The organism is Arthrobacter sp. HS15c (genome assembly GCF_040812005.1).
Classification (GTDB): Bacteria; Actinomycetota; Actinomycetes; order Actinomycetales; family Micrococcaceae; genus Arthrobacter.
On record NZ_JBFOHM010000013.1, the window covers coordinates 1 to 23,291 of the forward strand.

Here is a 23,291-nt window from a genome sequence, read left to right on the forward strand (position 1 = left end):
CAGCGCCGCCTACCCCCACACGCGGTACGGATTCACTCAAGCCGGCGCTGCGGGACCGCCCGGCGATAATGGCCGACCCGGACGGGCGAACCCGCACACCCCTCACTTCATATCGTCTAGGCTCGAAGCCATGACTTCCCAGACCCAGCAACACACGCCTAACAGCGGCCGGCAGGCCGTCATTGCCGCAGCCTTGGCCGACGTAGTCCTGATCCTGGTTTTCGCCGCGATCGGGAGGGACGCACACCAGCGCGGCGACATCATCACGGGAGTGTTCCTCACCGCCTGGCCCTTCCTGGGCGGCGCGGCCATCGCCTGGCTGGCGGGCAGGGTACAGCGGCGTCCACTCTCACTTTCGTCCGGCGTCATTGTGTGGCTTGGTGCCGTTGCGGGCGGCATGATCCTTCGGGCCCTGACAGGCCAGACAGTGGTGATTGCCTTCGTCATTGTGGCTCTGCTGAGCCTGGGGCTGTTCCTGGTGGGCTACCGTGCGTTGCTTGCATTGGTGCGCAGGCTCAGAAGGTCCTGACCCGGCCGTGAAACTGGGCCTGTGGAGCGTGCCCATGTAATAGGCTGGCAGCACTGAACAGTCTTGCCGGGCACTGCTACGGCGCAACAGATCCGGAAGGATTGAAAGTGATCACCGCATTCGTTCTGATCAAAACCGACGCCGCCCGCATTCCCGAAACCGCGGAGGAGATCTCCGCGATCCAGGGCATCAGCGAGGTGTACTCGGTCACCGGTGAATGGGACCTTATCGCCGTCGCCAGGGTAGCCAGGCATGAGGACCTGGCCGACGTCATTGCCGACCGCCTCTCCAAAGTTCCGGCCGTGGTCCACACCACCACGCACATCGCCTTCCGCGCATACTCCCAGCACGATCTCGACGCCGCTTTCGCTCTTGGCTTCGAGCAATAGCAGCTTGAGTTAACCAAGCAGGGCCCGGCTTCCAGCCGGGCCCTGCTCTTGTATGTGGGGGTTCCTTATCCGTGGCTCAGCGACACCCAGCGGTCGAGGACAGCGGCTGCGGCACCCGAGTCCACAGAGGCGGCCGCGCGATCAAGCGCTGAACGCATGCGCTCCAGGAAGTCGCCGTCGGCCGAACGGTCGAAGGCCACCAGGCCCGCAGCGGCGTTGAGCAGGACGGCATCCCGTGCGGGTCCGGGGTGGCCGGCAAGGACATCACGCACGACGGCGGCGTTCACCTGTGCGTCTCCGCCCCGAAGTTCCTCGACGGTGGCGCGGCGGATGCCCAGGTCGGCGGGCGAAAACTCTAGTTCGGTCACGGTGCCGTCCCTGATTTCCCAGACGGTGGACGGACCGGTGGTGGTCAGTTCGTCGAGGCCGTCATTGCCCCGGAATACCAGGCCACGGCTGCCCCGCCGGGCCAGCACCCCGGCGACCAGCGGCGCCATTCTGGCGTTTGCCACCCCGACAGCGGAGGCCTGGACACCGGCCGGGTTGGTCAGCGGGCCCAGGAAGTTGAAGGCGGTGGGAATGGCCAGTTCCCTGCGCGGAACCGCCGTGTGGCGGAACGAGGGGTGGAACACCTGGGCGAAGCAGAACGTGATTCCCGCCTCTTCTGCGTTACGGGCCACCTGGCTGATGGGTAGGTCAAGCCTGACCCCGAGCGCCTCCAGAACATCCGCGGAACCCGAGGAGGACGACGACGCACGGTTGCCGTGCTTGACCACCTTGGCGCCGGCCCCGGCCGCCACCAGGGCGGCCATGGTGGAGATGTTCACCGTATTCAGCTGGTCCCCGCCGGTGCCCACGATGTCGAGCTTCTCTCCGGAAATATTGACCGGATTCGCGTGGCCCAGCATGGCTTCGACCAGGCCCGAGAGCTCCTCCACGGTTTCGCCCTTGGCACTGAGGGCAACCAGGAAACCGGCGATCTGGGCGGGCGTCGCTTCCCCCGACATGATGGTGTCCATGGCCCACGCCGTGTTGTCAGCGGTAAGGTCCGCGCCACTGATGAGAGCCGAGATGAGCCGCGGCCAGGTATTGCCTGCCGCCGGTGCCGATGCGAGTGAAGTCACTCCCTGATGCTATCGACCGACGCCGCGCCCTGACCAATGTGAACCCCTCCGGGAACTTTTCCCGGTGATTTCGCGTCTTTGTAGAAAAAGTCCCCCCAAAAGGCGGTTTGCGTTGGGAAGTACGGACTTTTATAGACATAATGTCTATGTGACATCTGCGACCCATGCCCCCAGTACCCCGGCGCACCCCACGCTGAACCGCCCCAATATGGTTTCCGTTGGAACCGTAGTGTGGCTGTCCAGCGAGTTGATGTTCTTCGCCGGTCTCTTCGCCATGTACTTCACACTGCGCTCCACGAGCGGACAGATGTGGGCGGAAGAGACGGCCAAGCTCAACTTCCCCTTTGCGCTCGTTAACACGATTGTCCTCGTGGCCAGTTCCTTTACTTGCCAGATGGGCGTCTTCGCCGCCGAACGGCTGCAGCCCCGGAAGTCCGGCGGCCCGTTCCAGTTCTCCCGGTGGGGCATGAACGAATGGTTCACGCTGACGTTCCTCATGGGCGGCTTCTTCGTGGCCGGCCAGGCCACCGAGTACGCGATGCTCGTCTCCGAGCACGTTTCGCTGTCTTCCAACGCGTACGGCTCCGCCTTCTACATCACGACCGGCTTCCACGGCCTCCACGTTATCGGCGGCCTCATCGCCTTCCTCTTCATCATGGGCCGCTCCTTCGCGGCGAAGAAGTTCGGCCACTTTGAGGCGACGTCAGCGATCGTCACGTCGTACTACTGGCACTTTGTGGATGTCGTATGGATTGGCCTCTTCCTGGTCATCTACGTACTCAAGTAGTCAAGCTTTGATTCTTTTTCTACAAGAGGCAGAATTTCAAGAAGCGGCTCTCGGAGCCGGCGCAGGATCGAATAAAGGAACCACCACGTGAAGGCACTCTCGCAAAAGCGACGTCACCCGCTAGCAGCAATAGCGCTGCTCCTGATGGGGCTCCTCGTCACGGGTGGGCTCTACGCCGTTGCCACAACCGTCAACGAGGCGAAGGCATCGACCACCAGCTACAGCGCCAATGACACCGCCGAAGGCGAGAAGCTCTTCGCAGCGAACTGCGCCACTTGCCACGGAATGGGTGCCAGCGGCACCCAGGACGGCCCCTCCCTCGTCGGCGTAGGTGCCGCGGCGGTTGACTTCCAGGTGGGCACCGGTCGCATGCCGATGCAGATGAACGGACCCCAGGCTTACAAGAAGCCGGCCCAGTTCAACGATGAACAGACCCACCAGCTTTCAGCCTACGTAGCGTCCCTGGGAGCCGGCCCGGCAATCCCTGAAGAACACCTGCTCGATGGCCAGGGCAACGCCGCCGAAGGTGGCGAGCTCTTCCGCGTGAACTGCGCGATGTGCCACAACGCCGCCGCTGCCGGTGGCGCCCTGACCCGCGGCAAGTTCGCGCCTGCCCTGGCAGACGTTTCCGAGAAGCACATCTACGAGGCCATGGTTACCGGCCCGCAGAACATGCCGGTGTTCAACGACGCCAACGTCTCCCCTGAAGGCAAGCGCGACATCATCACCTTCCTCAAGCAGATCGAAGCCAACGGCTCCCCCGGCGGGGCAGACCTCGGAGCCCTCGGCCCCGTATCGGAAGGCCTGTTTGTCTGGGTTGCAGGACTGGGCGTCATTATTGCGTTCACCATCTGGCTGACGTCGCGGACCTCCTAGGCGCTCCGCAACACCATTAGAACTCCTGCTGATCCGTCAGCAGTTTGAAATTGCAAAACTAACTCGGCATAAGCCGGGACGAGAGAAGGATGAGGCGAATTATGGGCAACCATAGTGACGGCAGTCCGAACCACTCGGGCACCGTAGCTACGGCTGGTCAGAATGAGGTGGAGAAGTTCCAGGATCCTGGGCTTCCTCCGCACCGTTTGCGCCTGGCTGACACGGACCCGAAGGCCGCCAAGCGTGCAGAACGGCAGGTCGCCCTACTTTTTGGCACCTCCGTTGTCGGCACACTGATCTTCCTGGTGGCATATTTCGCCATCGACCTGGGTGAAGGCGCCGACATCGCCACCATCCGGCTTCAGAATGCACTGCTGGGCGTGGGCACCGCGTTTGCCATGCTTGGCATCGGCACTGGCATCGTGCACTGGGCCAAGGCCCTGATGCCGGACCACGAAGTCTCCGAGGAACGCCACGCGATCCGCACGGAGGAAGACCGGCAGGCCGCAGTCCGCATCGTCGACGACATCGTTGACGAAACGGGCATCAAGCGCCGCCCACTGATCCGCAACACCCTTCTTGGGGCTGTGGCGCTGGCACCCCTTCCCGCCCTGGCCATCTTCGGCGACCTGGGCCCGCGCCCGGACAAGAAGCTGTCGCACACCATGTGGGCACCGGTTGAAGGCAAGCTCAAGCGCCTCACCCGGGACCCCGACGGAACGCCCATCAAGGCTTCCGATGTGACCCTCGGCTCGGCGTTCCACGTCATCCCCGAAGGCCTCAATGAACTCCATGAGGGAAAGCTCAACGAAAAGGCGAAGGCCGTTGTGCTCCTCATGCGTCTGGACCCCGCATCGCTGAACCCGTCAGAGGGCCGCGAAGACTGGGGTTACAACGGAATTGTTGCCTATTCCAAGATCTGCACCCACGTTGGCTGCCCCGTTGCTCTTTACGAGCAGCAGACGCACCACCTGCTGTGCCCGTGCCACCAGTCCACCTTTGACCTCACACAAGAGTGCAAAGTGATCTTTGGCCCCGCCAGCCGGCCACTCCCCCAGCTGCCGATCGCAGTTGACGACGAGGGCTACCTGGTCGCTACCAGCGACTTCAAAGAACCTGTTGGACCGAGTTACTGGGAGCGTGATGAGCATGAGCGCATCATCAACAGCTAAAGCCCCCGCCTTCGTCGCCACGACTAAAGCCGGACGCATCACCGATTTCGTCGATGCACGCGTTGGAGGCTCCGGAATCCTGCGGGAGTTCGGACGCAAGGTTTTCCCCGACCACTGGTCGTTTATGTTTGGCGAGGTCGCGCTGTATTCCTTCGTCATCCTGCTGCTGTCGGGTACGTTCCTGACGTTCTTCTTCGACCCGTCCATGGCGGAAACGCACTACGACGGCTCGTACATCCCGTTGCAGAACGTCGAAATGTCGGTGGCGTACAGCTCGTCCCTGGACATCTCCTTTGATGTCCGTGGCGGCCTGTTCATGCGCCAGGTCCACCACTGGTCAGCCCTGCTGTTCGTGGCGTCCATCGCAGTGCACATGCTCCGCGTCTTCTTCACCGGCGCCTTCCGCAAGCCGCGTGAAATGAACTGGGTTGTCGGCGGCGTCCTGCTGATCCTGGCCATGGCTGCCGGCTTCACCGGCTACTCCCTCCCGGATGACCTGCTCTCCGGCAACGGCCTGCGCATCATCGACGGCGTGATCAAGTCCATTCCGGTGATCGGCACGTACACCTCGTTCTTCCTCTTCGGAGGCGAGTTCCCGGGCACCGCCGTTATCGGCCGCCTGTACATGCTGCACATCCTTCTGGTCCCGGCACTGATCCTGCTGATGATCGTCCTGCACCTGTTCATGGTGGTTGTGCACAAGCACACCCAGTACCCCGGCCCGGGCCGCAACGACGGCAACGTCGTTGGCTACCCCCTGGGTCCGGTCTACGCGGCCAAGGCAGGCGGCTTCTTCTTCATCGTGTTCGGTGTTGTGGCCCTCATGGCAGCGTTCTTCACCATCAACCCGATCTGGAACTACGGCCCGTACGACCCCTCACCGGTTTCCGCAGGTACCCAGCCCGACTGGTACATCGGCTTCGTTGACGGCGCCCTGCGCCTGATGCCCGGTGTCATCGGCGACTTCCACTTTGAGTACGTGATCTTCGGCTACACGCTGACGCTGAACGTCCTGCTGCCGGCCCTGGTCCCGGCCGGCATCCTGTTCACGATTATGTTCATGTACCCGTGGATCGAAAGCTGGATCACCAAGGACAACCGCGAACACCACGTCCTGGACCGTCCGCGCAACGCCCCGACCCGCACCGCCATCGGCGTCGCAGGCTTCGTCTGGTACTGCGTCATGTGGGCAGCAGCAGGTTCCGACCTCATCGCCACGCACTTCCACGTGTCCCTGAATGATGTGACCTACTGGCTCCGGACGTTGTTCTTCATCGGACCGGTCATCGCCTACATCGTCGCCAAGCGCGTCGCACTGGCACTCCAGCGCAAGGACCGCGAAATCGCACTCCACGGCCGCGAAACCGGCCGCATCGTGCGCCTTCCGCACGGTGAGTTCATCGAAGTCCACGCACCCCTGGATGAGTACAAGCGCTACAAGCTGGTCGGCTTCGAGTCCCCCGTACCGCTGCCCGCCGTACCAAACGATCACGGCATCGTGACGCGTAAGGAAAAGCAGCGGGCGTTCCTGTCCAGGTGGTTCTTCGAGGACCGGGTCGCCCCCGCAACTCCGGCAGAGCTGGAGGCCGCACACGGCCACCACGCCCCTGCAGTGGAAGCTGCCGAGGAAAGCAAGAGCCTCAGCCACTAAGGCAACCTGTTCTGCACACAACACGAAAGGCCCGGTCCAATTGGACCGGGCCTTTCGTGTTGGACGGTGCCTGGCGAAGCCTGGGTCAGGTGTTGCGGTAGCCGGACCCGTGGTGCCGCGCCGGCCTGGCCCCCGGACGCTGCAGTGGCACCCAAAGCTTGTAGCGGTCGGCCCGGTAGTACGACACCGAATAATCCACCATGGCCCGTGCCACGAAGGCATGACGCTGGATCTTGAGCAGCGGCGCACCCACGTCCACATTCAGCAGGCGGGCCGTGGAGGGCGATGCAGCGGTGGCTTCGATCATGTCCTCGCCCCATTCCATGACCAGCCCGAACTGCTCGCTCAGGACGTTATACAGCGATGTGGGGGGCTCGCCATCCAACAGGCCAGGAACGCGGTGGGCCGGGATGAAGTTCTCGTCAACGCTCATTGGCTCACCGTCCGCCAGCAAAAGCCGGCGGAACCGGACCAGCGGCGTGCCTTCGTCGAGCTGGAGTTCGCGGGCCAGGAAAGCACTGGCAGCAATCTGCTCGAAACTCAGGACCTTGGCGGCGGGAACCATTCCGCGGCGCTGCATCTCCTCGCTGTAGGAGGTGAGCTTGACCTGCAGGTCCAGCTTGGGCTTCCGAACGAACGTGCCCAGCCCCACGACGCGTTCGATGACCTCTTCGCCCACCAGTGCGTCAATGGCCTGGCGGACGGTCATCCTGGCTAGGCCGAAGCGTTCGGCGAGGTCCCGTTCCGAAGGCAGTGCAGACCCTGGCGGGCAGGAGTCCGCGATGTACTGCCTCAGAATCTCACGGAGCTGGATGTAGATCGCGGTCCCGCTGCTTCGATCAATTTCACCGGCAACTCCGGCCGCGTTAGCGGCCACGATGCCCGGTCCCTGCTGGTGTATTCACCCTTCAATCTTAAGTCAACGGCAAGCAGGTCTAGACCGGCACGTTGCGTTGCTGCCGCCGTTTGGGCGGACCCGCATCCCGACGGCTATATTGGACAGGAAATTTATCGTCTGGCGGAGGGGGCCGTCCGGGAAAAGGAGTTGCGTTGCCAGTTCACAAGGCAGTGGTATCGGCGTCCATCGGCCTGCACGCCCGGCCCGCAGCGGTGTTCGTCAGGGCGGTTACTGACACCGGACTGCCCGTGACCATCAGCAAAGCCGGCCTCCAGGGCGTTGATGCCAGATCCCTGCTCGAGGTGATGACGGCTGACTTCCACCATGGCTGCGAAGTTGTGCTCAGTGTCAGTGATTCGGCCGTGGACGCACCCCACAGGCTCCGGGCAGCAGAGGCAGCCCTCCTGTCGCTGGCGGAGCTTTTAGAGTCCCAGGGGGCCCGCTAGGGCTCACCCAGCGTGCTTAACCAATAACGACGTCGGGCCCCACCGAAAGGTGGGGCCCGACGTCGTTAAGTGCTTGCTGTTTTCAGCCCAGGATGCCTAGTGGGCGTGGTCCCCGCGGCTGTATTCGTAGACCCAGCCAACGAGCGCCACAACGGCGAGACCGGCTGCAATGAACGTAATCCAGAAACCCACGGCCAGGCCCAGGAAACCGCCCGCGCACGCGAGCCCCAGGACCAGGGGCCACCAGCTCCAGGGGCTGAAGTGGCCCTGCTCGCCGGCACCTTCGTGGATCTCGGCGTCGTTGCGGTCCTCGGGGCGCATGCCGACACGTTTGCCGGTGAAGCCCAGGTAGCCGCCGATCATTCCGGCCAGGCCGCCCACCAGGAGAATACCCAGCGTGCCAACCCATTCATGCCAGTTGGTCAGGAACCCGTAAACCAGGGAGACCGGCACGAAGAAGAAGACTCCGGCTCCAAAAATCCATGATTCGATCTTCACTTGGCGGTGTCCTTCTGGTCGGCGTTACCGAGCACCGCTGCGGCTGCAGACGGGGACTCGACGGTGTGGATCTGCGCCAGTTCGGGGTGGTGCAGGTCCAGTGCGGGACGTTCCGAGCGGATCCGCGGCAGCGACGTGAAGTTGTGGCGCGGCGGCGGGCAGGACGTGGCCCATTCGAGCGAGGCTCCGAAGCCCCAGGGGTCATCGACCTCGACACGCTCTGAGCTGCGCCAGGTGATGTAGACGTTCCAGAAGAACGGGATCAGCGATGCGCCCAGGACGAAGGAGGAGATGGTGGAGAACTGGTTCATCCAGGTGAAGTTGTCCTCCACCAGGTAGTCCGCGTAGCGGCGGGGCATGCCCTCGACGCCCAGCCAGTGCTGGATGAGGAAGGTTCCGTGGAAGCCGAGGAACAGGAGCCAGAAGTGGATCTTGCCGAGACGCTCGTTGAGCATCTTGCCGGTCCACTTGGGCCACCAGAAGTAGAAGCCGGCGAACATCGCGAACACCACGGTGCCGAACACCACGTAGTGGAAGTGCGCCACCACGAAGTACGAGTCAGAGACGTGGAAGTCCAGCGGCGGCGACGCCAGGATGATGCCGGTCAGGCCACCGAAAAGGAAGGTGATCAGGAAGCCAATGCTCCAGAGCATCGGAGTCTCGAACGTGATCGAGCCCCGCCACATGGTGCCGATCCAGTTGAAGAACTTCACGCCGGTGGGAACCGCGATCAGCATGGTCATGAACGCGAAGAACGGCAGCAGCACCGAACCGGTGACGTACATGTGGTGCGCCCAGACCGTCACGGAAAGCGCGGCGATGGCGATGGTGGCGTAGACCAGGCCCTTGTAGCCGAAGATCGGCTTGCGGCTGAAGACCGGGAAGATCTCCGAGACGATGCCGAAGAACGGCAGGGCGATGATGTACACCTCGGGGTGGCCGAAGAACCAGAACAGGTGCTGCCACAGGACCGCACCGCCGTTCTCCGGGTCGAAGATGTGCGCACCGAAGCGGCGGTCTGCACCCAGGGCGAACAGGGCGGCAGCCAGCGGCGGGAACGCCATGAGGACCAGGATGGCCGTGACCAAAGTGTTCCAGGTGAAGATCGGCATCCGCCACATGGTCATGCCCGGAGCGCGCATGCAGATGATGGTGGTGATGAAGTTGACCGCACCAAGGATGGTGCCGAAACCGGACAGCGCCAGGCCGAAGACCCACAGGTCACCGCCGATGCCGGGGCTGAACGTGGTGTTCGACAATGGTGCGTACGCGAACCAGCCGAACGAAGCAGCACCCTGCGGGGTGATGAAACCGGAGACCGCGATCGTGGAGCCAAAGAGGAAGAACCAGAAGGCCAGGGCATTCAGCCGCGGGAACGCGACGTCCGGAGCGCCGATCTGCAGCGGCATGATCACGTTCGCGAACCCTGCAAACAGCGGGGTGGCGAACATCAGCAGCATCACGGTGCCGTGCATCGTGAAGAGCTGGTTGTACTGCTCCTTGGTCTGCAGGATCTGCATGCCCGGCTCGAACAGCTCGGCACGGATCAGCAGGGCCATGACGCCGCCGAAGCAGAAGAACACAAAGGAGGCGATCAGGTACATGTACCCGATGGTCTTGTGGTCGGTGGAAGTGATCCAGTTGACGACGATGCGTCCCTTGGATTTGGGAACCACGGGAGCGGTGAGGACTCCGGTGGGTGCGGATTGAGTGTACGTAGCCACGTCGCTCCCCTTACTTAATTTCGTTCAGGTTCGGGTTGCGGTCGTACTCTTCGCCGAGGAGGCCCGTGTTGCCTGAGTCGCGCAGTTCGTCCATGTGGGCCGCGAATTCGGCCTCGGACACCACCTTCACGCGGAACAGCATTTCGGAGTGGTACTCGCCACAGAGTTCGGCGCACTTGCCGTCGTAGGTGCCCTCTTTGGTGGGGGTGAACCTGATGTAGTTGGTCTTGCCCGGGATCATGTCGCGCTTCTGCAGGAAGGCGGGAACCCAGAACGAGTGAATGACATCGCGGGAGTTCAGTTCCAGGTCCACGGACTTGCCAACCGGCAGGTACAGCGTGGGGAGCTTCTCCTTGTCGATGGTGTCGCCGGTGAGGTGCGCCTGGACGCCGGCTTCGTGGACGTCCTCTTCGACGACGTCGCCGGACTTGTAGTTGAAGTCCCAGGCCCACTGCTTGCCGCGGACGTCCACAACGACGTCGGCGGGCTGTGAACGGTCATCAATGGCCTGCTGGTCGCGGTCGGTGAAGTAGAAGAACACCAGGACCATGAACAGCGGAATGGTCAGGTAGAAGACCTCGAGCGGCAGGTTGAAGCTGATCTGCTTGGGGAAGCCCTTGGTCCCCTTGCGGCGGCGGTAGGCAACCAGGCACCAGACGATCAATCCCCAAGTAATGATGCCCACAACAAGTGCGGCGATCCATGAGTTGACCCAGAGGTCCATGATCCGGTCAGTGTGATTGGTGGTGCCACGCTCGGTGGGCAGCCACCCCTTCTCTACCTCTGGCGAACATCCAGTCAAAACCAACGCGCCGGCAAGTGCCAAGCCTGAGATCGAAGTGATCGTTTTGCGTCGGCTGCCGGTTCGGTTCTGCGAACTCACAGACGGCCCTTCCTACTTGTTGCTGTTGCCCGGCAACGTTGGCTGCCCGGGCACACTAAAAGTTTTACTACTCGGTGTAGAGCTTACCGCTCCGCCGGGCGTTTCGCCCACATGTCGGCACAGTGCGGCCGTGCCGTTTCGGGCACGACCGCACAAGGTGCCGCCATCGGGCGAAAAGTCCGGGTCAGTGGAACGAATCCCCACAGGCGCAGGAGCCGCCGGCGTTGGGGTTGTCGATCGTGAAGCCCTGCTTCGAAATGGTGTCCTCGAAGTCAATGCTGGCGCCACTGAGGTACGGCACGCTCATCTTGTCCACAACAACTTCAACGCCGTCGTAGTCGCGGACGGCGTCGCCGTCGAGCAGGCGCTCGTCGAAGTAGAGCTGGTAGATCAGGCCCGAGCAGCCGCCCGGCTGGACAGCGACGCGGAGACGCAGATCGGTCCGGCCCTCCTGCTCGAGCAGGCTGCGTACCTTGCCTGCGGCCACGTCAGTCAGCTTGACCTCGTGGGCGGCCAGTTCATCGCTGGCAGCGCTGGTGGTTTCGGTGCTGTTCTCATTGGTTGCGGTGCTCATTGGCCTACCTTCTTAGGACGGTCCCTGGCGGCCCCGCGTCAGCGGCGCCTGCCCGTACGGAAACGGTATGGGCTATAGCTACATGCTACGTCGGTCAGACGTGTAGCTCTAACTCCTGACGTAACCATGGAAGCCGGATGGTTGTTCCCTGGGCGCGTCCCGCAACCTTGACGGCGGCACTGCTGTCCGCTGCCGCCGTCGGACGTTCAGTCCAGCCCTTCCGCATTCAGCCGGGCAAGGAGCAATGCCTCCGCCACGATGGCGTTCCTGAAATCCTCAAGATGCAGGGATTCGTTGGCGCTGTGCGCCCGGGAATCGGGGTCCTCGACGCCGGTGACGAGGATCTGCACGTCCGGGTACAACTCCGTTAGGTCGGCGATGAACGGAATGGAACCGCCGATTCCCATTTCCACCGCCGGCACGCCCCAGGCTTCCCCCAGCGCCCAGAGCGCCAGGGACGCGGCCTTGGATGAGGTGTCGGTCAGGAAGGAACTGCCGCTCTCCCCCGGGGTGAACACCACCTTCGCGCCGAACGGCGCATTGGCCTCCACATGCCGCCGTACGGCGTCCATCGCTTCGGCGGGAACCTGCCCGGGCGCGAGCCGCAGGCTGAATTTCGCCCGGGCCCGCGGCAGCAGCGTATTCGACGCCATATCCACGGCGGGAGCGTCGAAACCGATAATCGACAGGGCAGGCTTGGTCCAGAGCCGCGAAGCGATGGTGCCTGAGCCCGCCAGCCGGACGCCGTCAAGCACCGAGGCATCCGCCCTGTATTCGGCCTCAGTAAGGTCCACGGCCACGTCGTCGCGTGACACCAGGCCCGGGATGGCGACGTTGCCTTCAGCGTCGTGCAGGGTGGCGATCAGTCGGGCCAGCAATGTCGGGGCGTCCAGCACGGGACCGCCGAACATCCCGGAGTGCACAGCATGCTCGAGCACCTGCACTTCGATGGTTCCGTCCACCAGTCCGCGCAGGCTGGTGGTCAGGGCTGGTATGCCGACTTTCCAGTTGCTTGAGTCCGCCACCACGATCACGTCGGCGCGGAGCAGCTCACGGTGGGCTTCCAGGAAAGACCGGAAGGTGGGTGATCCGGCTTCCTCCTCCCCTTCGAAGAAGAAGGTCACGCCCAGGCCGAAACTGTCGGCGAGGACATCGGATATGGCTGAGAAGGCGGCCACGTGGGCCATGATTCCCGCCTTGTCGTCGGCGGCGCCGCGGCCGTAGAGCCTTCCGTCCTTTTCGACGGCGGCAAAAGGCTCCGTCTCCCACAGTGCCGGGTCTCCCGGCGGCTGAACGTCGTGATGGGCGTACAGGAGGATGGTCGGCTTGCCTGCCGAGGCCTTGCGGCGGGCCACGACGGCGGGTCCGCCCGGCGTGCCGTCCTCTTTGTCGCACCGCAGGATCTGGACGTCATCCACGCCCGCACTCCGCAGGAGTTCAGCCACGGCCTGTGCGCTGCGGTCAAGGGGTTCAGGGTCGAAGCTGGGCCAGGCGATGCCCGGAATGGACACCAGATCCTTGAGGTGGGCCACCGTGGCACTAAAAGCACGGTCGATGGAACGCCGGAGTTCATCGGCATTGATGGCGCCTGCAGGACTGCCGGAGTTATGCGGGGTTGCCGCTGTAGGAGAAGTCATGGCAAAACCCTACCTGCGCCGGAGACCGGCGTGGGCTGCACCACAACCGGGCGCCCGGACTCCGTTCGTCACGGGGCCGGAGGCGCCCCGCCGCAGGGTATTCTGTTGGGGTGTTCGGACGTAAAAAGGAAGCGCCCTCGGCGCAGGAAACCATAGACCAGCAGGCCGCGGAAGCAGCCGCCCGGCAGGACGCCGCGGCAGGCAAGGGTGTGCCCACCCCCAAGCGCAAAGCGCAGGAGGCGGCCCGCAGGCGCCCGCTGGTGCCGGAGGACCGCAAGGCCTCAAAGGCGGCTGAACGGCAGGCAATCCAGGACCAGCGCACGAAAATGCGGCAGGCCCTCGATACCGGGGACGAAAAATTCCTGCCGCTGCGGGACAAGGGCCCGCAGAAGCGTTTTGCCCGCGATTACGTCGACGCCCGCTTCAGCCTGGGCGAGTACCTGATGTTCGGCGCGCTGGTCTTTGTCATCATTTCGCTGGTGGTGCCGTCCACCAGCGAGCAGATGATTTATGTCCTGGGCGGTTTCTGGGTGATGTTCCTGGCCGTTTTTGTGGACGTGTTTATCCTGTCCCGCCAGCTCCGTAAGCGGCTGGCCGGCAAGTTCGGCGAGGTAGAGCGTGGTGTTGTCTGGTACGGCTCCATGCGGTCACTGCAGTTCCGCAAATTGCGGTTGCCCAAGCCGCTCGTCAAACGCGGCGAATACCCCTCCTGACAGTCCGGCCGGTGCACGGCCCCCAGCTACAGAAAACCCCGGCGGGTTGACCCGCCGGGGTTTTCTGTCTTGGCGGACTGTCAGGCCCTGCGGTTCTTCGCCAGCTGCCGGTTGATCCGGGCCGCCCAGAAGGGCCCCTCGTAGAGGAATGCCGTGTAGCCCTGGACCAGGGTGGCCCCGGCATCCAGGCGGTCCTGTACGTCCCGGGCGTTCTCGACACCGCCAACGGCCACCAGCGTGAGTGCTCCCCCGGTGGCGTCCCTCAGCCGGCGCAGGACTTCCAGTGAACGCTGCTTCAGCGGCGCGCCGGACAGGCCGCCGGCGCCGGCCTTTTCAATGCTTTCGGGTGCCGAGCTGAGGCCGGACCGCCCGATGGTGGTGTTGGTGGCAATGATGCCGTCCAGCCCGAGGTCCAGCGCCAGGCGTGCGACGTCGTCGATATCCTCGTCACTGAGGTCCGGGGCGATCTTGACCAGCAGGGGGACATGACGGCCCGCCGACCTGTCGGCTTCCTCCCCCACTGCAGCCAGCAGCGGGCGGAGGCTCTCGACGTCCTGCAGCAACCGTAGCCCGGGGGTGTTGGGCGAACTGACGTTGACCACGAGGTAGTCGGCGGCGGGAGCGAGGCTGCGGGCGCTGACCAGGTAGTCCGCAACGGCGTCCTCCAGCTCGACGACTTTGCTTTTGCCGATGTTGACGCCGATGACGGGGCGGACGCCGGGGTGCCGGCGCTGCAGCGCGGCCCGCGCCGCCTTCAAGCGGGGCTCAACGGTGGCGGCGCCGTCGTTGTTGAAGCCCATTCGGTTGATGACCGCCCGGTCCTCGACCAGCCTGAAAAGACGGGGCTTGGGGTTGCCCGGCTGGGCCTGGCCCGTAATGGTCCCCACTTCCACGTGGCCGAAGCCAAGCTCGGTGAGCGCCTCGATGCCGTGGCCTTCCTTGTCAAAACCCGCTGCCAGGCCAAAAGGCGAGGGGAAGGTCAGGCCGAAGGCAGCGGTCTGCAGCGACGGCGACGGGGCAGTGAACTTCTGCAGGATCCTGCCGGCACCGGAGGAATGCGCAAGCCTGATGCCCTTGAATCCGATCTTGTGGGCGCGTTCGGCGTCCATCCATGAAAAGGCCAGCTTAAAGAATGTGGGATATACGCGCATGCCTCTAGTTTTCCGTCTGGGGCGGCGCAGACCAAACCGGAACGGCAACATCTGCCACGACGTCCCAGTTCCACCGGCCGGAGATGAGTCTACTCATGGGTAGGAACGCGGACTAGCATACATTCATGGACTGGCACCCCGACATCCTCGGTGACGGCTTCGAAGCCTGCAGCTTCGAGGCGGCCGGTGATGACGGCGTGGCGCGGACCGCGACCCTCGTCAGGTACAGCCCGGCCACTGGTCCGGCTACCAAGGATTCGGGCCGCCGTCGTGCTCTGCTCTTCCTGCACGGATGGAGTGACTACTTCTTCAACGTGGACCTCGCCCGGTTCTGGGCCGACCGCGGCTACGAGTTCCATGCCCTAGACATGCACAACCACGGCCGAAGCCTTCGCCCGGACGCGCCCGGCGGCTACGTCGGGGACCTGGCGGACTACGACGCCGAGATCAGCAAGGCCATCGGAGTCATCGGCAGCGGCGGGCCGCAGCCGGAACTCACGCTGATGGGGCACTCCACCGGCGGCCTGGTCGCAGCGCTGTGGGTGGCCAACCACCCGGGAGCGGCCTCGCAGCTGATCCTGAACAGCCCCTGGCTGGAAATGCACGGCAATTCCCTGGTGCGTCGGGCCGCGTCAACCATGGTGGCGCCGGTGGCGCGGTTCCGGCCCGAGGCCATCCTGCGGTTGCCGGAGCGGGGCTTCTACTGGCGCACCATCAGCAGTTCGGCTGAAGGCGAGTGGGCCCTGGACGACCGCTACCGGCCGCCCATGGCCTTCCCGCTGCGTGCCGGCTGGCTGAGCGCCATCCTGGCCGGCCATGCGAAGGTGGCGCGTGGACTGGGAATCGACATCCCCATCCTCGTCCTACTCTCCCAGGGGAGCGCGAACGGGCCTTTCTGGACGGAGGAGATGCGGCGGACGGACGCCGTGCTCGACGTGAACATCATTGCCCTCCGTGCCTTGACGCTGGGGCGCACCGTGACGGTGGAGCGTATCGACGGAGCACTTCACGATGTCTTCCTTTCACCGCCCAAGGTACGTGCTGATGCCTACGCACGCCTGGCCCGCTGGTTGCGCGGCTACGCCGAAGGCGACGCCGCATCAACCGCGCCGCCGTAACGCCGGTCCCGCTGGGCGTAGATTTCGACGGCGTCCCACAGGGTCCGCCGGTCAACGTCCGGCCACAGGGTGTCCATAAAGACAAACTCCGCGTAGGCCGACTGCCACAGCAGGAAGTTGGACAGCCGCTGCTCCCCCGAACTCCGCAGGAACAGGTCCACGTCCGGCAGATCCGGCTCGTCCAGGTACTTCTGGATGGTCTTCTCCGTGATGGCCCCTGGCCTGAGCCGGCCGGCGGCCACCTCAGCGGCGATCGCGGAGACGGCGTCCGTGATCTCGGCGCGGCCGCCGTAGTTAACACACATGTTCAACGTGCAGGTGCTGTTGCCCGCCGTGTATTCCTCGGCTTCCTCCAGTTCGCGGATGACCGAGCCCCAGAGCTTGGGCCGGCGCCCCGACCAGCGGACCCGCACACCCCAGGCGTCCAACTGGTTCCGCTGCCGACGTAGCACGTCCTTGTTAAATCCCATCAGGAACCGGACCTCCTCAGGTGAGCGGCGCCAGTTCTCGGTCGAGAATGCGTAAACGCTGACGTACTCGATGCCCAGTTCGATGGCACCGGCCATGACGTCCAGCAGCGCCGGCTCGCCGGCCTTGTGCCCCTCAATCCTGGGCAGTCCCCGCTGGTTGGCCCACCGGCCGTTGCCGTCCATCACGATGGCAACATGCCGGGGAATGAATTCGGCGGGAATGGAGGGCGCCACGGCACCGGACGGGTGCGGATACGGCGCCACCACCGGGGTGGTCCGCTTTCGGGACGGGCTGTTCTTTTTTCCCAGGGCCACAGTCAGGTACGCTCCACATGTTTGAGTGATTTCACGACACGTTCCAGGTGCCATTGCAGGTAGGCAGCCACCAGTCCGGCAGCTTCCCGGCGATGGAGCGGCAACGATCCATCCGCCGTCGGCCAGTCCCCTGTCAGCAGGGCACTGAGCAGGACAACTGTTTCCGCTGCCGGGGCGGGAGACCCCGGCGGGCGGCAGTCGTTGCAGACCATCCCGCCCAGGGGTGCCGAGAATGCCGTGTGCGGTCCGGGCCTGCTGCAGCGGGCACAATCCGTGAAGCTGGGCGCCCAGCCGCCGGTGGCCAGCGCCCTCAGCAGGTAGGAATCGAGGATCAGGCCGGCGGAATGCTCATCCCGGCTCAGCGACGCCAGGGCGCCAACCAGAAGGTTGTACTGGGCGGTCCCGGCTTCGCCGTCGACATCGGTGAGTTTTTCCGCGGTTTCAGTCATGGCTGCGGCCACGGTGTAGCGGCCGTAGTCGGCAGCGATGTTTCCGCCGTACGCCCCCTTGGCGACCGCCTGGGTGACGATGTCCAGGGTCCGGCCTGACACGAGCTGGAGATCGGCCACCATGAACGGTTCGAGCCTCGCGCCGAAACGGCTGCTGGTCCGGCGCACGCCCTTGGCCACGGCCCGGACCTGCCCGTGGTGCTTGGTCAGCAGGGTGATGATGCGGTCCGCCTCGCCAAGCTTATGCGTGCGGAGCACCACGGCGTCATCCCGGTAGGACCGGGCAGCGAAGGATTGTTGGACCACGCTTAATCTTCCCATTGTCTGGCGGAATGCCGCCCATTGGGACGGGCAGGCGTTGCGCGCCGGGGGTGCCGGCGCGCAACGCGTCCGGGTCAGGCGCGGGCATCCCTGATGGCGCGGTTGACGGCGGAGATGACTGCCTTCAGCGAGGACATGCTGGTGTTGGCATCGATCCCGACGCCCCACAGCACGCGCTCCCCGACTGCGCATTCGACGTAGGCTGCGGCCATGGCGTTGCCGCCTTCGGAGAGGGCGTGCTCGCTGTAGTCCAGAACCCTGACATCCACGCCGTCCTGGCCGAGGATGTCCAGCAGGGCCGCGATCGGTCCGTTGCCGGTTCCTGTCCGGCTGACCTGGCTGCCGTCGATGCCGAGGGATGCGTGCAGCGTCATGCCGCCGTTCTCGTCGGTTTCGGTGCGGACGGTACCCAGGGAATAGCGGCCCCACTGACCTTCGGACTCGGTCGCGGGCAGGTACTCGTCCTGGAAAACCTGCCACAGCTGCGAGCCGCTGACCTCGCCGCCCACGGTGTCGGTGCGCTTCTGGATCACACCGGAGAATTCGATCTGGGCGCGGCGCGGCAGGTCCAGGCTGTGCTCGTTCTTGAGCAGGTAGGCCACCCCGCCCTTGCCGGACTGGGAGTTGACCCTGATGACGGCCTCGTAGCTGCGGCCCAAATCCTTGGGATCAACGGGCAGGTACGGGACCTGCCAGGTGAAGTCGGCGACGTCCTTGCCGGCAGCGGCGGCGTCACGCTCCAGCGCCTCGAAGCCCTTCTTGATGGCGTCCTGGTGCGAGCCGGAGAACGCGGTGAAGACCAGGTCCCCGCCGTAGGGGGAACGTTCGGCCACGGGCAGCTGGTTGCAGTATTCAACCGTGCGGCGGACGTCGTCGATATCGGAGAAGTCGATCATGGGGTCGATGCCCTGGACAAAGAGGTTCAGGCCCAGGGTCACCAGGTCAACGTTTCCGGTCCGCTCGCCGTTGCCGAAGAGGCAGCCTTCGATCCTGTCAGCGCCGGCCATGTACCCCAGCTCGGCCGCCGCGACACCGGTGCCGCGGTCGTTGTGCGGGTGCAGGGACAGGATGATGCCCTCGCGGGGGTGCAGGTTCCTGCTCATCCACTCGATGGAATCTGCATAGACGTTCGGGGTGGCCATTTCCACCGTGGCCGGCAGGTTGATGATGACCTGGCTGTCCGCGGAGGCTTCGAAGACGTCGGCGACGGCGTTGCACACCCGGACCGCGTACTCCAGTTCGGTTCCGGTGAAGGACTCCGGGGAGTATTCGTACGTGACCAGCGTGTCCACGAGGGTTTCCTCGTACTTCTTGCACAGCCGGGCGCCCTGGAGTGCGATGTCCAGGATTCCGTCTTCGTCCTGGTTGAACACCACGCGGCGCTGCAGGACGGACGTGGAGTTGTACAGGTGGACGATGGCCTGCCTGGCGCCGACCAGGGACTCGTAGGTCCGCTCGATCAGGTGTTCACGGGCTTGCGTCAGCACCTGGATGGTGACATCGTCCGGGATGTGGTTGCCCTCGATCAGCTGTCGGACGAAGTCGAAGTCGGTCTGGGAAGCAGAGGGGAACCCGACCTCGATCTCCTTGTAGCCCATGCGGACCAGCAGGTCGAACATCTTCATTTTGCGGGCGGGGCTCATCGGATCAATCAGGGCCTGGTTGCCGTCGCGCAGGTCAACGGCGCACCAGCGCGGGGCCTTGGTGATGATCTTGTCCGGCCAGGTGCGGTCCGGCAACTCCACGGTGATCTGCTCGTGGAACGGGCGGTACCGGTGGGCGGGCATTCCTGAGGGCTTCTGTGCGTTTCGCATTACTATCGGGGCCTTTTCTGTGGTTCTTATCTGAAAGGTGGCCGGGCAACACAGACTCCGCGACGAGGGTGGGCCTTGCGCTAGATCGCGTCTGAGGCCTCGCCGCGGCAGCTAAGAAGGAGGAGCTCTGCGCGCACCATTTGAGGGTAGCACGCGTGCGTAAGATGAGAGGGCACCACCGTCCTTGTCGTCCAGCATGCAGACCCCGCGCCGGTGTCGGCACCGGAGCGGACCGTCACACGAAGGAGCTTACGTGCCCATCTCGGGGATCGATCTGTCCAATATTGACCACAGCGTCCGGCCGCAGGATGACCTGTACCAGCACGTGAACGGGTCCTGGCTCAAGGCCACCGAAATTCCGGATGACCGCCCGCTCGAGGGAACTTTCACCGCGCTGCGGGACGGAGCGGAAATCGCAGTCCGCGACATCATCGAGGAGGCTGCCGGCAAGGGCGAAACAGCCAGCGGCATCGAACGGAAGGTGGGCGACCTCTACAACAGCTTCATGGACGAGGCCACTGTGGAGGCCAGGGGCATGGACCCCATCCGCGGCAGGCTGGCCGAGGTGTTCGCCACCAGCACCGCTGCGGAGCTCGTGGCCCTGGCCGGACGGCTCTTCCGTGCCGATGTCTCGGGACTCTTCTACATCTATCCCGCCCCCGACGCCGGGAACCCGGACCGGATCCTGCTGTACACCGGCCAGGGCGGCCTCGGGCTGCCGGATGAGTCGTACTACCGCGAGGAGAAGTTCGCTCCGATGGTCACGGCGTACAGGGACCACGTGCGCGCCATGTTTACCCTCGCCGGCGTCGGGAATCCCGAGGAAGCGTCGGCCCGGGTGGTGGGCCTGGAAACCCGGCTGGCCTCACACCATTGGGACAACGTCACCCTGCGGGACCCGCAAAAAACCTACAATCTCAGGACCGCCGACGAAGCAGCCGCACTGTTCCCCCTGTTCGGAACATGGTTCGACGCCGCAGGCATCGACGTCGGGAAGCGGCAGGAAATTGTGGTCAGCACGCCGGACTTCTTCAGCGGCGCCAGCGGGCTCCTCGAATCGGAGCCCCTCGGCACATGGCAGGAATGGCTTGCCATGCGGGTTATCGGCGCCGCCGCGCCGTACCTGTCCCAGGCGTTCGTGGACGCAAATTTCGCGTTCTACGGAACCACCATCAGCGGCACACCGCGGAACAAGGACCGCTGGAAGCGGGGAGTCGGCGTCGTCGAAGCAGCCCTCGGTGAAGCCGTCGGACAGATCTACGTCTCCCGCCACTTCCCCGAAACGCACAAGGCACGCATGCAGACCCTGGTGTCCAACCTCATCGAGGCGTATCGCCAGAGCATCACCGGCCTTGACTGGATGGGCGAGGACACCAAGGCCGAAGCCCTGCGGAAACTGGCCGCGTTCAGGGCCAAGATCGGCTACCCGGACAAATGGATTGACTACTCCGCCGTGGAAATCGACCCCAAGGACCTCCTGGGGAATGTTGAGCGGGCGCACAATGCCGACGTTGACCGCCACCTCGACGAGGTCGGCAAGCCCGTGGACCTCAACAAGTGGCTCATGACCCCGCAGACGGTCAACGCCTACTACCACCCCATGCTGAATGAGATCGTTTTCCCGGCAGCCATCCTGCAGCCGCCGTTCTTTACCGCCGACGCGGACGACGCGGTCAATTACGGTGGCATCGGAGCCGTCATCGGCCACGAGATCGGCCACGGTTTTGACGACCAGGGGTCCCAGTTCGACGGCGGCGGCGCACTCCGGAACTGGTGGACCGAAGAGGACCGGAAAGCATTCGAGGAACTGACCGCCAAGCTCGTAGCACAGTACGACGCACTGTCCCCCTATGCGGCGCCCGACCACAACGTCAACGGCCGCCTGACACTCGGCGAAAACATCGGCGACCTTGGCGGCCTGACCATCGGCTACAAGGCCTACCTGATCAGCTTGGACGGCAAGGAACCGGAAGTCCTTGACGGGCTGACCGGGCAGCAGCGCTTCTTCGCATCCTGGGCGGCCGGCTGGCGGCAGGTCATCAGGTCGGAGGAAGCCATCCGGAGGCTGGCCACGGATCCGCACTCCCCCAACGAGTTCCGGACCAATGCGATCGCCAAAAACCTGGATGCCTTCCACGAAGCGTTCGGCGTGACCGAACAGGACGGTATGTGGATGCCGCCCGAGGACCGCGTCAGCATCTGGTAAACCCTGGGCGAAAGGGCGGACCGGCACGAACGTGCCGGCCCGCCCTATCGCCTGAAAGCGGTCTTCCCGTTCAGCCCGCGACGATGAGCTCCGGGTTCGCCTGTTGGCAGACGGCGTCACCCGCAGTCTGGTTCACGATGTCCCCAGGGAGGGCAGCGGCTCCGTACGTGGCGCCGCTGGTGAAGTCGGTGCCGAGGTAAACCTGGACGCCGCCCACCGCCGGGGCGGGCAGGATCTGTGCCGCAGGAATTCCGAGGAGTGCGGCCACGTCCGCGGCCACATCCGCGAACTCGGATCCGTAGTAGACCACGGACTGGGCCACGGGCTGGGCTTCCAGCCGGCCGGTCTGGGTGAAGCCCCCGGACACCAGCGCCTGGATGATCTCCTGCGCCCGCCCGGGAACGCCCGTGCCGTTCGCCACGGTCACCGGCTGGAGTGCCTTGTCGTAGAGAGGTGCGGGCGGAACAGTTTCGGTCGGCGTCGCGGTGGGGGCAGGGGTTGCCGTATCAGAGGGCGACGGCGTGGTGGGCGCCGTGGGGTCGGTGAGGTCTACGTCCTTGCGGAGCGCCGAAAACAGCTGGGCGCCCGCGGGTTCGGCGATTTCCAGCCGGTTCGGATCCTGCACGGCGGGAGTGGTGGGAACGGCTACGAAGGCAACCTTGCTGATGTCGATGTCCTTGAGCCGGTTGCCGATGGTGAGCAGGGACGGCACCGAGGCCAGCCCTTCGTCCACGGTGAGGTTCTGCGTAACGGTGTCAGCGATCCGGAGCATCTTGCCGGGATCGGACAGGGTGCCTTCGTCCTTGATCTTGCGGGTCAGGGAGGAGAGGAAGCCCTGCTGGGCCTTGATTCGCCCCAGGTCGCCGCCGTCTGCGAAGGCGTGCCGGGTCCGCAGGAAGGCAAGGGCCATCTCGCCCTGCACGGCGGACGTTCCCTTCGGAAGGCGGAGGCGGGAGTCAGGATCGTAGACGGCGTCGCTGATGCACACATCAACACCGCCGACGGTGTTGGACAGCTCCTTGACGGCGTTGAAATCGGCCATCATGAAGTGGTCCACTTCGAGGCCGGTGAGTTTGTTGACGGTGTCCACCGCGCACCCGATGCCGGCCTGGGCCATCGCCTCGTTGATCATGACGCCGCTGCGGGCGGGGTAGACCTGGTTTGTTTTCTGGTCCTTGCACTGGGGAATATCCACCAGCAGGTCCCGGGGGAAGCTGATGACGTTGACGCGCTTGTTGTCGGCTGAAATGTCCATCAGCATCATCACGTCGGACTGCCCGTAGCCGCTGGAGAGATCAGCCGCGCCGTACTCGGAGTTCTTGCCGTCCCTGGTGTCCGAGCCCAGGATGAGAATCTGCATCCGGTCGTTGGCGTCGCTCACAGGGTTGGAGTTGCCATCCCCTGCGGTCAGCGGCGCTTTGGAGATGTTGGACTGGAGCCGGAAGTACCAGTACCCGGCGAAGGCAAGGCCGCCCACCACCACAACGGTGACGAGTGCCGTGGCCACCTTCAGCCACACCGGCATCCGGCGCTGCGACCCCAGGTG

The 23,291-nt window shown here is 64.5% G+C and carries 22 protein-coding genes; 10 read left to right on the forward strand and 12 right to left on the reverse strand.

Annotated features, from left to right (window positions below; genetic code table 11):
* The first annotated feature begins 130 nt into the window (after window positions 1–130).
* A complete protein-coding gene (locus ABV518_RS19940; RefSeq protein ID WP_367770645.1) occupies window positions 131–529 on the forward strand; it encodes a DUF3054 domain-containing protein in 399 nt (132 codons plus the stop codon).
* Window positions 530–636: 107 nt separating this feature from the next.
* The gene (locus ABV518_RS19945) at window positions 637–918 is read left to right on the forward strand and encodes an Lrp/AsnC family transcriptional regulator (protein WP_066291441.1); all 282 of its coding nucleotides are present in this window, start codon (window positions 637–639) and stop codon (window positions 916–918) included.
* 65 nt (window positions 919–983) lie between these two features.
* Here the strand turns inward: ABV518_RS19945 and trpD are convergent, their stop codons facing one another.
* Complete coding sequence (gene trpD / locus ABV518_RS19950; protein ID WP_131133032.1) at window positions 984–2,042, reverse strand: anthranilate phosphoribosyltransferase; 1,059 nt, start codon at window positions 2,040–2,042, stop codon at window positions 984–986.
* A 148-nt stretch (window positions 2,043–2,190) separates the two neighbouring features.
* Here trpD and ABV518_RS19955 point away from each other — a divergent pair, with 148 nt between their 5' ends.
* The 4 genes from ABV518_RS19955 (at window position 2,191) to ABV518_RS19970 (ending at window position 6,528) form a co-directional block, all read left to right on the forward strand.
* A complete protein-coding gene (locus tag ABV518_RS19955; protein ID WP_207307733.1) occupies window positions 2,191–2,829 on the forward strand; it encodes a heme-copper oxidase subunit III in 639 nt (212 codons plus the stop codon).
* An 87-nt stretch (window positions 2,830–2,916) separates the two neighbouring features.
* Window positions 2,917–3,705, forward strand: a complete 789-nt coding sequence (locus tag ABV518_RS19960; protein ID WP_310163836.1) for a cytochrome c — start codon at window positions 2,917–2,919, stop codon at window positions 3,703–3,705.
* A 101-nt stretch (window positions 3,706–3,806) separates the two neighbouring features.
* On the forward strand, window positions 3,807–4,877 hold the full coding sequence (locus ABV518_RS19965; protein ID WP_310163833.1) for a Rieske 2Fe-2S domain-containing protein: 1,071 nt from the start codon (window positions 3,807–3,809) through the stop codon (window positions 4,875–4,877).
* Window positions 4,855–6,528, forward strand: coding sequence for a cytochrome bc complex cytochrome b subunit (locus ABV518_RS19970; protein ID WP_367770652.1), 1,674 nt, complete (start codon window positions 4,855–4,857; stop codon window positions 6,526–6,528). Before ABV518_RS19965 ends, ABV518_RS19970 begins: the two co-directional genes overlap by 23 nt.
* An 85-nt stretch (window positions 6,529–6,613) precedes the next feature.
* Here ABV518_RS19970 and ABV518_RS19975 read toward each other — a convergent pair whose 3' ends face one another.
* Window positions 6,614–7,405 (reverse strand): GntR family transcriptional regulator, encoded by a 792-nt coding sequence (locus tag ABV518_RS19975; protein ID WP_367770655.1) that lies wholly within the window; start codon window positions 7,403–7,405, stop codon window positions 6,614–6,616.
* A 173-nt stretch (window positions 7,406–7,578) separates the two neighbouring features.
* Here ABV518_RS19975 and ABV518_RS19980 point away from each other — a divergent pair, with 173 nt between their 5' ends.
* On the forward strand, window positions 7,579–7,872 hold the full coding sequence (locus ABV518_RS19980) for an HPr family phosphocarrier protein (protein WP_367770658.1): 294 nt from the start codon (window positions 7,579–7,581) through the stop codon (window positions 7,870–7,872).
* A 96-nt stretch (window positions 7,873–7,968) separates the two neighbouring features.
* On the opposite strand, the gene ABV518_RS19985 is transcribed toward ABV518_RS19980, so the two are convergent.
* From ABV518_RS19985 to ABV518_RS20005, 5 genes are all read right to left on the reverse strand, one after another.
* Window positions 7,969–8,370, reverse strand: coding sequence for a cytochrome c oxidase subunit 4 (locus ABV518_RS19985; protein ID WP_310163826.1), 402 nt, complete (start codon window positions 8,368–8,370; stop codon window positions 7,969–7,971).
* Window positions 8,367–10,094: a cytochrome c oxidase subunit I gene (ctaD, locus tag ABV518_RS19990; RefSeq protein WP_310163825.1), complete on the reverse strand. Its 1,728-nt coding sequence runs from the start codon at window positions 10,092–10,094 to the stop codon at window positions 8,367–8,369. The genes ABV518_RS19985 and ctaD overlap by 4 nt, the downstream gene beginning before the upstream one ends.
* A 10-nt stretch (window positions 10,095–10,104) precedes the next feature.
* Complete coding sequence (gene coxB, locus ABV518_RS19995) at window positions 10,105–10,977, reverse strand: cytochrome c oxidase subunit II (RefSeq protein ID WP_367770662.1); 873 nt, start codon at window positions 10,975–10,977, stop codon at window positions 10,105–10,107.
* Between the two features lie 184 nt (window positions 10,978–11,161).
* Window positions 11,162–11,551, reverse strand: a complete 390-nt coding sequence (locus tag ABV518_RS20000) for an iron-sulfur cluster assembly accessory protein (RefSeq protein ID WP_066291471.1) — start codon at window positions 11,549–11,551, stop codon at window positions 11,162–11,164.
* Between the two features lie 206 nt (window positions 11,552–11,757).
* Window positions 11,758–13,188: a dipeptidase gene (locus ABV518_RS20005; RefSeq protein ID WP_367770666.1), complete on the reverse strand. Its 1,431-nt coding sequence runs from the start codon at window positions 13,186–13,188 to the stop codon at window positions 11,758–11,760.
* Window positions 13,189–13,298: 110 nt separating this feature from the next.
* On the opposite strand from ABV518_RS20005, the gene ABV518_RS20010 reads away from it, so the two are divergent.
* On the forward strand, window positions 13,299–13,901 hold the full coding sequence (locus ABV518_RS20010) for a DUF3043 domain-containing protein (RefSeq protein ID WP_310163819.1): 603 nt from the start codon (window positions 13,299–13,301) through the stop codon (window positions 13,899–13,901).
* An 80-nt stretch (window positions 13,902–13,981) separates the two neighbouring features.
* Here the strand turns inward: ABV518_RS20010 and ABV518_RS20015 are convergent, their stop codons facing one another.
* Window positions 13,982–15,052 (reverse strand): quinone-dependent dihydroorotate dehydrogenase, encoded by a 1,071-nt coding sequence (locus ABV518_RS20015; RefSeq protein WP_367770670.1) that lies wholly within the window; start codon window positions 15,050–15,052, stop codon window positions 13,982–13,984.
* Window positions 15,053–15,177: 125 nt separating this feature from the next.
* Here ABV518_RS20015 and ABV518_RS20020 point away from each other — a divergent pair, with 125 nt between their 5' ends.
* Window positions 15,178–16,170 carry an alpha/beta hydrolase gene (locus ABV518_RS20020; protein WP_367770675.1) on the forward strand — a complete coding sequence of 331 codons (993 nt, stop codon included), beginning with the start codon at window positions 15,178–15,180 and terminating at the stop codon, window positions 16,168–16,170.
* On the opposite strand, the gene ABV518_RS20025 is transcribed toward ABV518_RS20020, so the two are convergent.
* From ABV518_RS20025 to leuA, 3 genes are all read right to left on the reverse strand, one after another.
* Window positions 16,131–16,955: an isoprenyl transferase gene (locus ABV518_RS20025; RefSeq protein ID WP_367770678.1), complete on the reverse strand. Its 825-nt coding sequence runs from the start codon at window positions 16,953–16,955 to the stop codon at window positions 16,131–16,133. The two genes, ABV518_RS20020 and ABV518_RS20025, sit on opposite strands and share 40 nt — an antisense overlap.
* 2 nt (window positions 16,956–16,957) lie before the next feature.
* Entirely contained in the window at window positions 16,958–17,710 is a 753-nt protein-coding gene (recO, locus tag ABV518_RS20030; RefSeq protein ID WP_367770681.1) for a DNA repair protein RecO, read from the reverse strand.
* A gap of 89 nt (window positions 17,711–17,799) precedes the next feature.
* Window positions 17,800–19,539, reverse strand: coding sequence for a 2-isopropylmalate synthase (leuA, locus tag ABV518_RS20035; RefSeq protein WP_367770684.1), 1,740 nt, complete (start codon window positions 19,537–19,539; stop codon window positions 17,800–17,802).
* Between the two features lie 253 nt (window positions 19,540–19,792).
* On the opposite strand from leuA, the gene ABV518_RS20040 reads away from it, so the two are divergent.
* Window positions 19,793–21,745, forward strand: coding sequence for a M13 family metallopeptidase (locus ABV518_RS20040; RefSeq protein ID WP_367770687.1), 1,953 nt, complete (start codon window positions 19,793–19,795; stop codon window positions 21,743–21,745).
* A 70-nt stretch (window positions 21,746–21,815) separates the two neighbouring features.
* On the opposite strand, the gene ABV518_RS20045 is transcribed toward ABV518_RS20040, so the two are convergent.
* On the reverse strand, window positions 21,816–23,270 hold the full coding sequence (locus tag ABV518_RS20045) for an LCP family protein (protein ID WP_367771072.1): 1,455 nt from the start codon (window positions 23,268–23,270) through the stop codon (window positions 21,816–21,818).
* Between the last annotated feature and the right edge of the window lie 21 nt (window positions 23,271–23,291).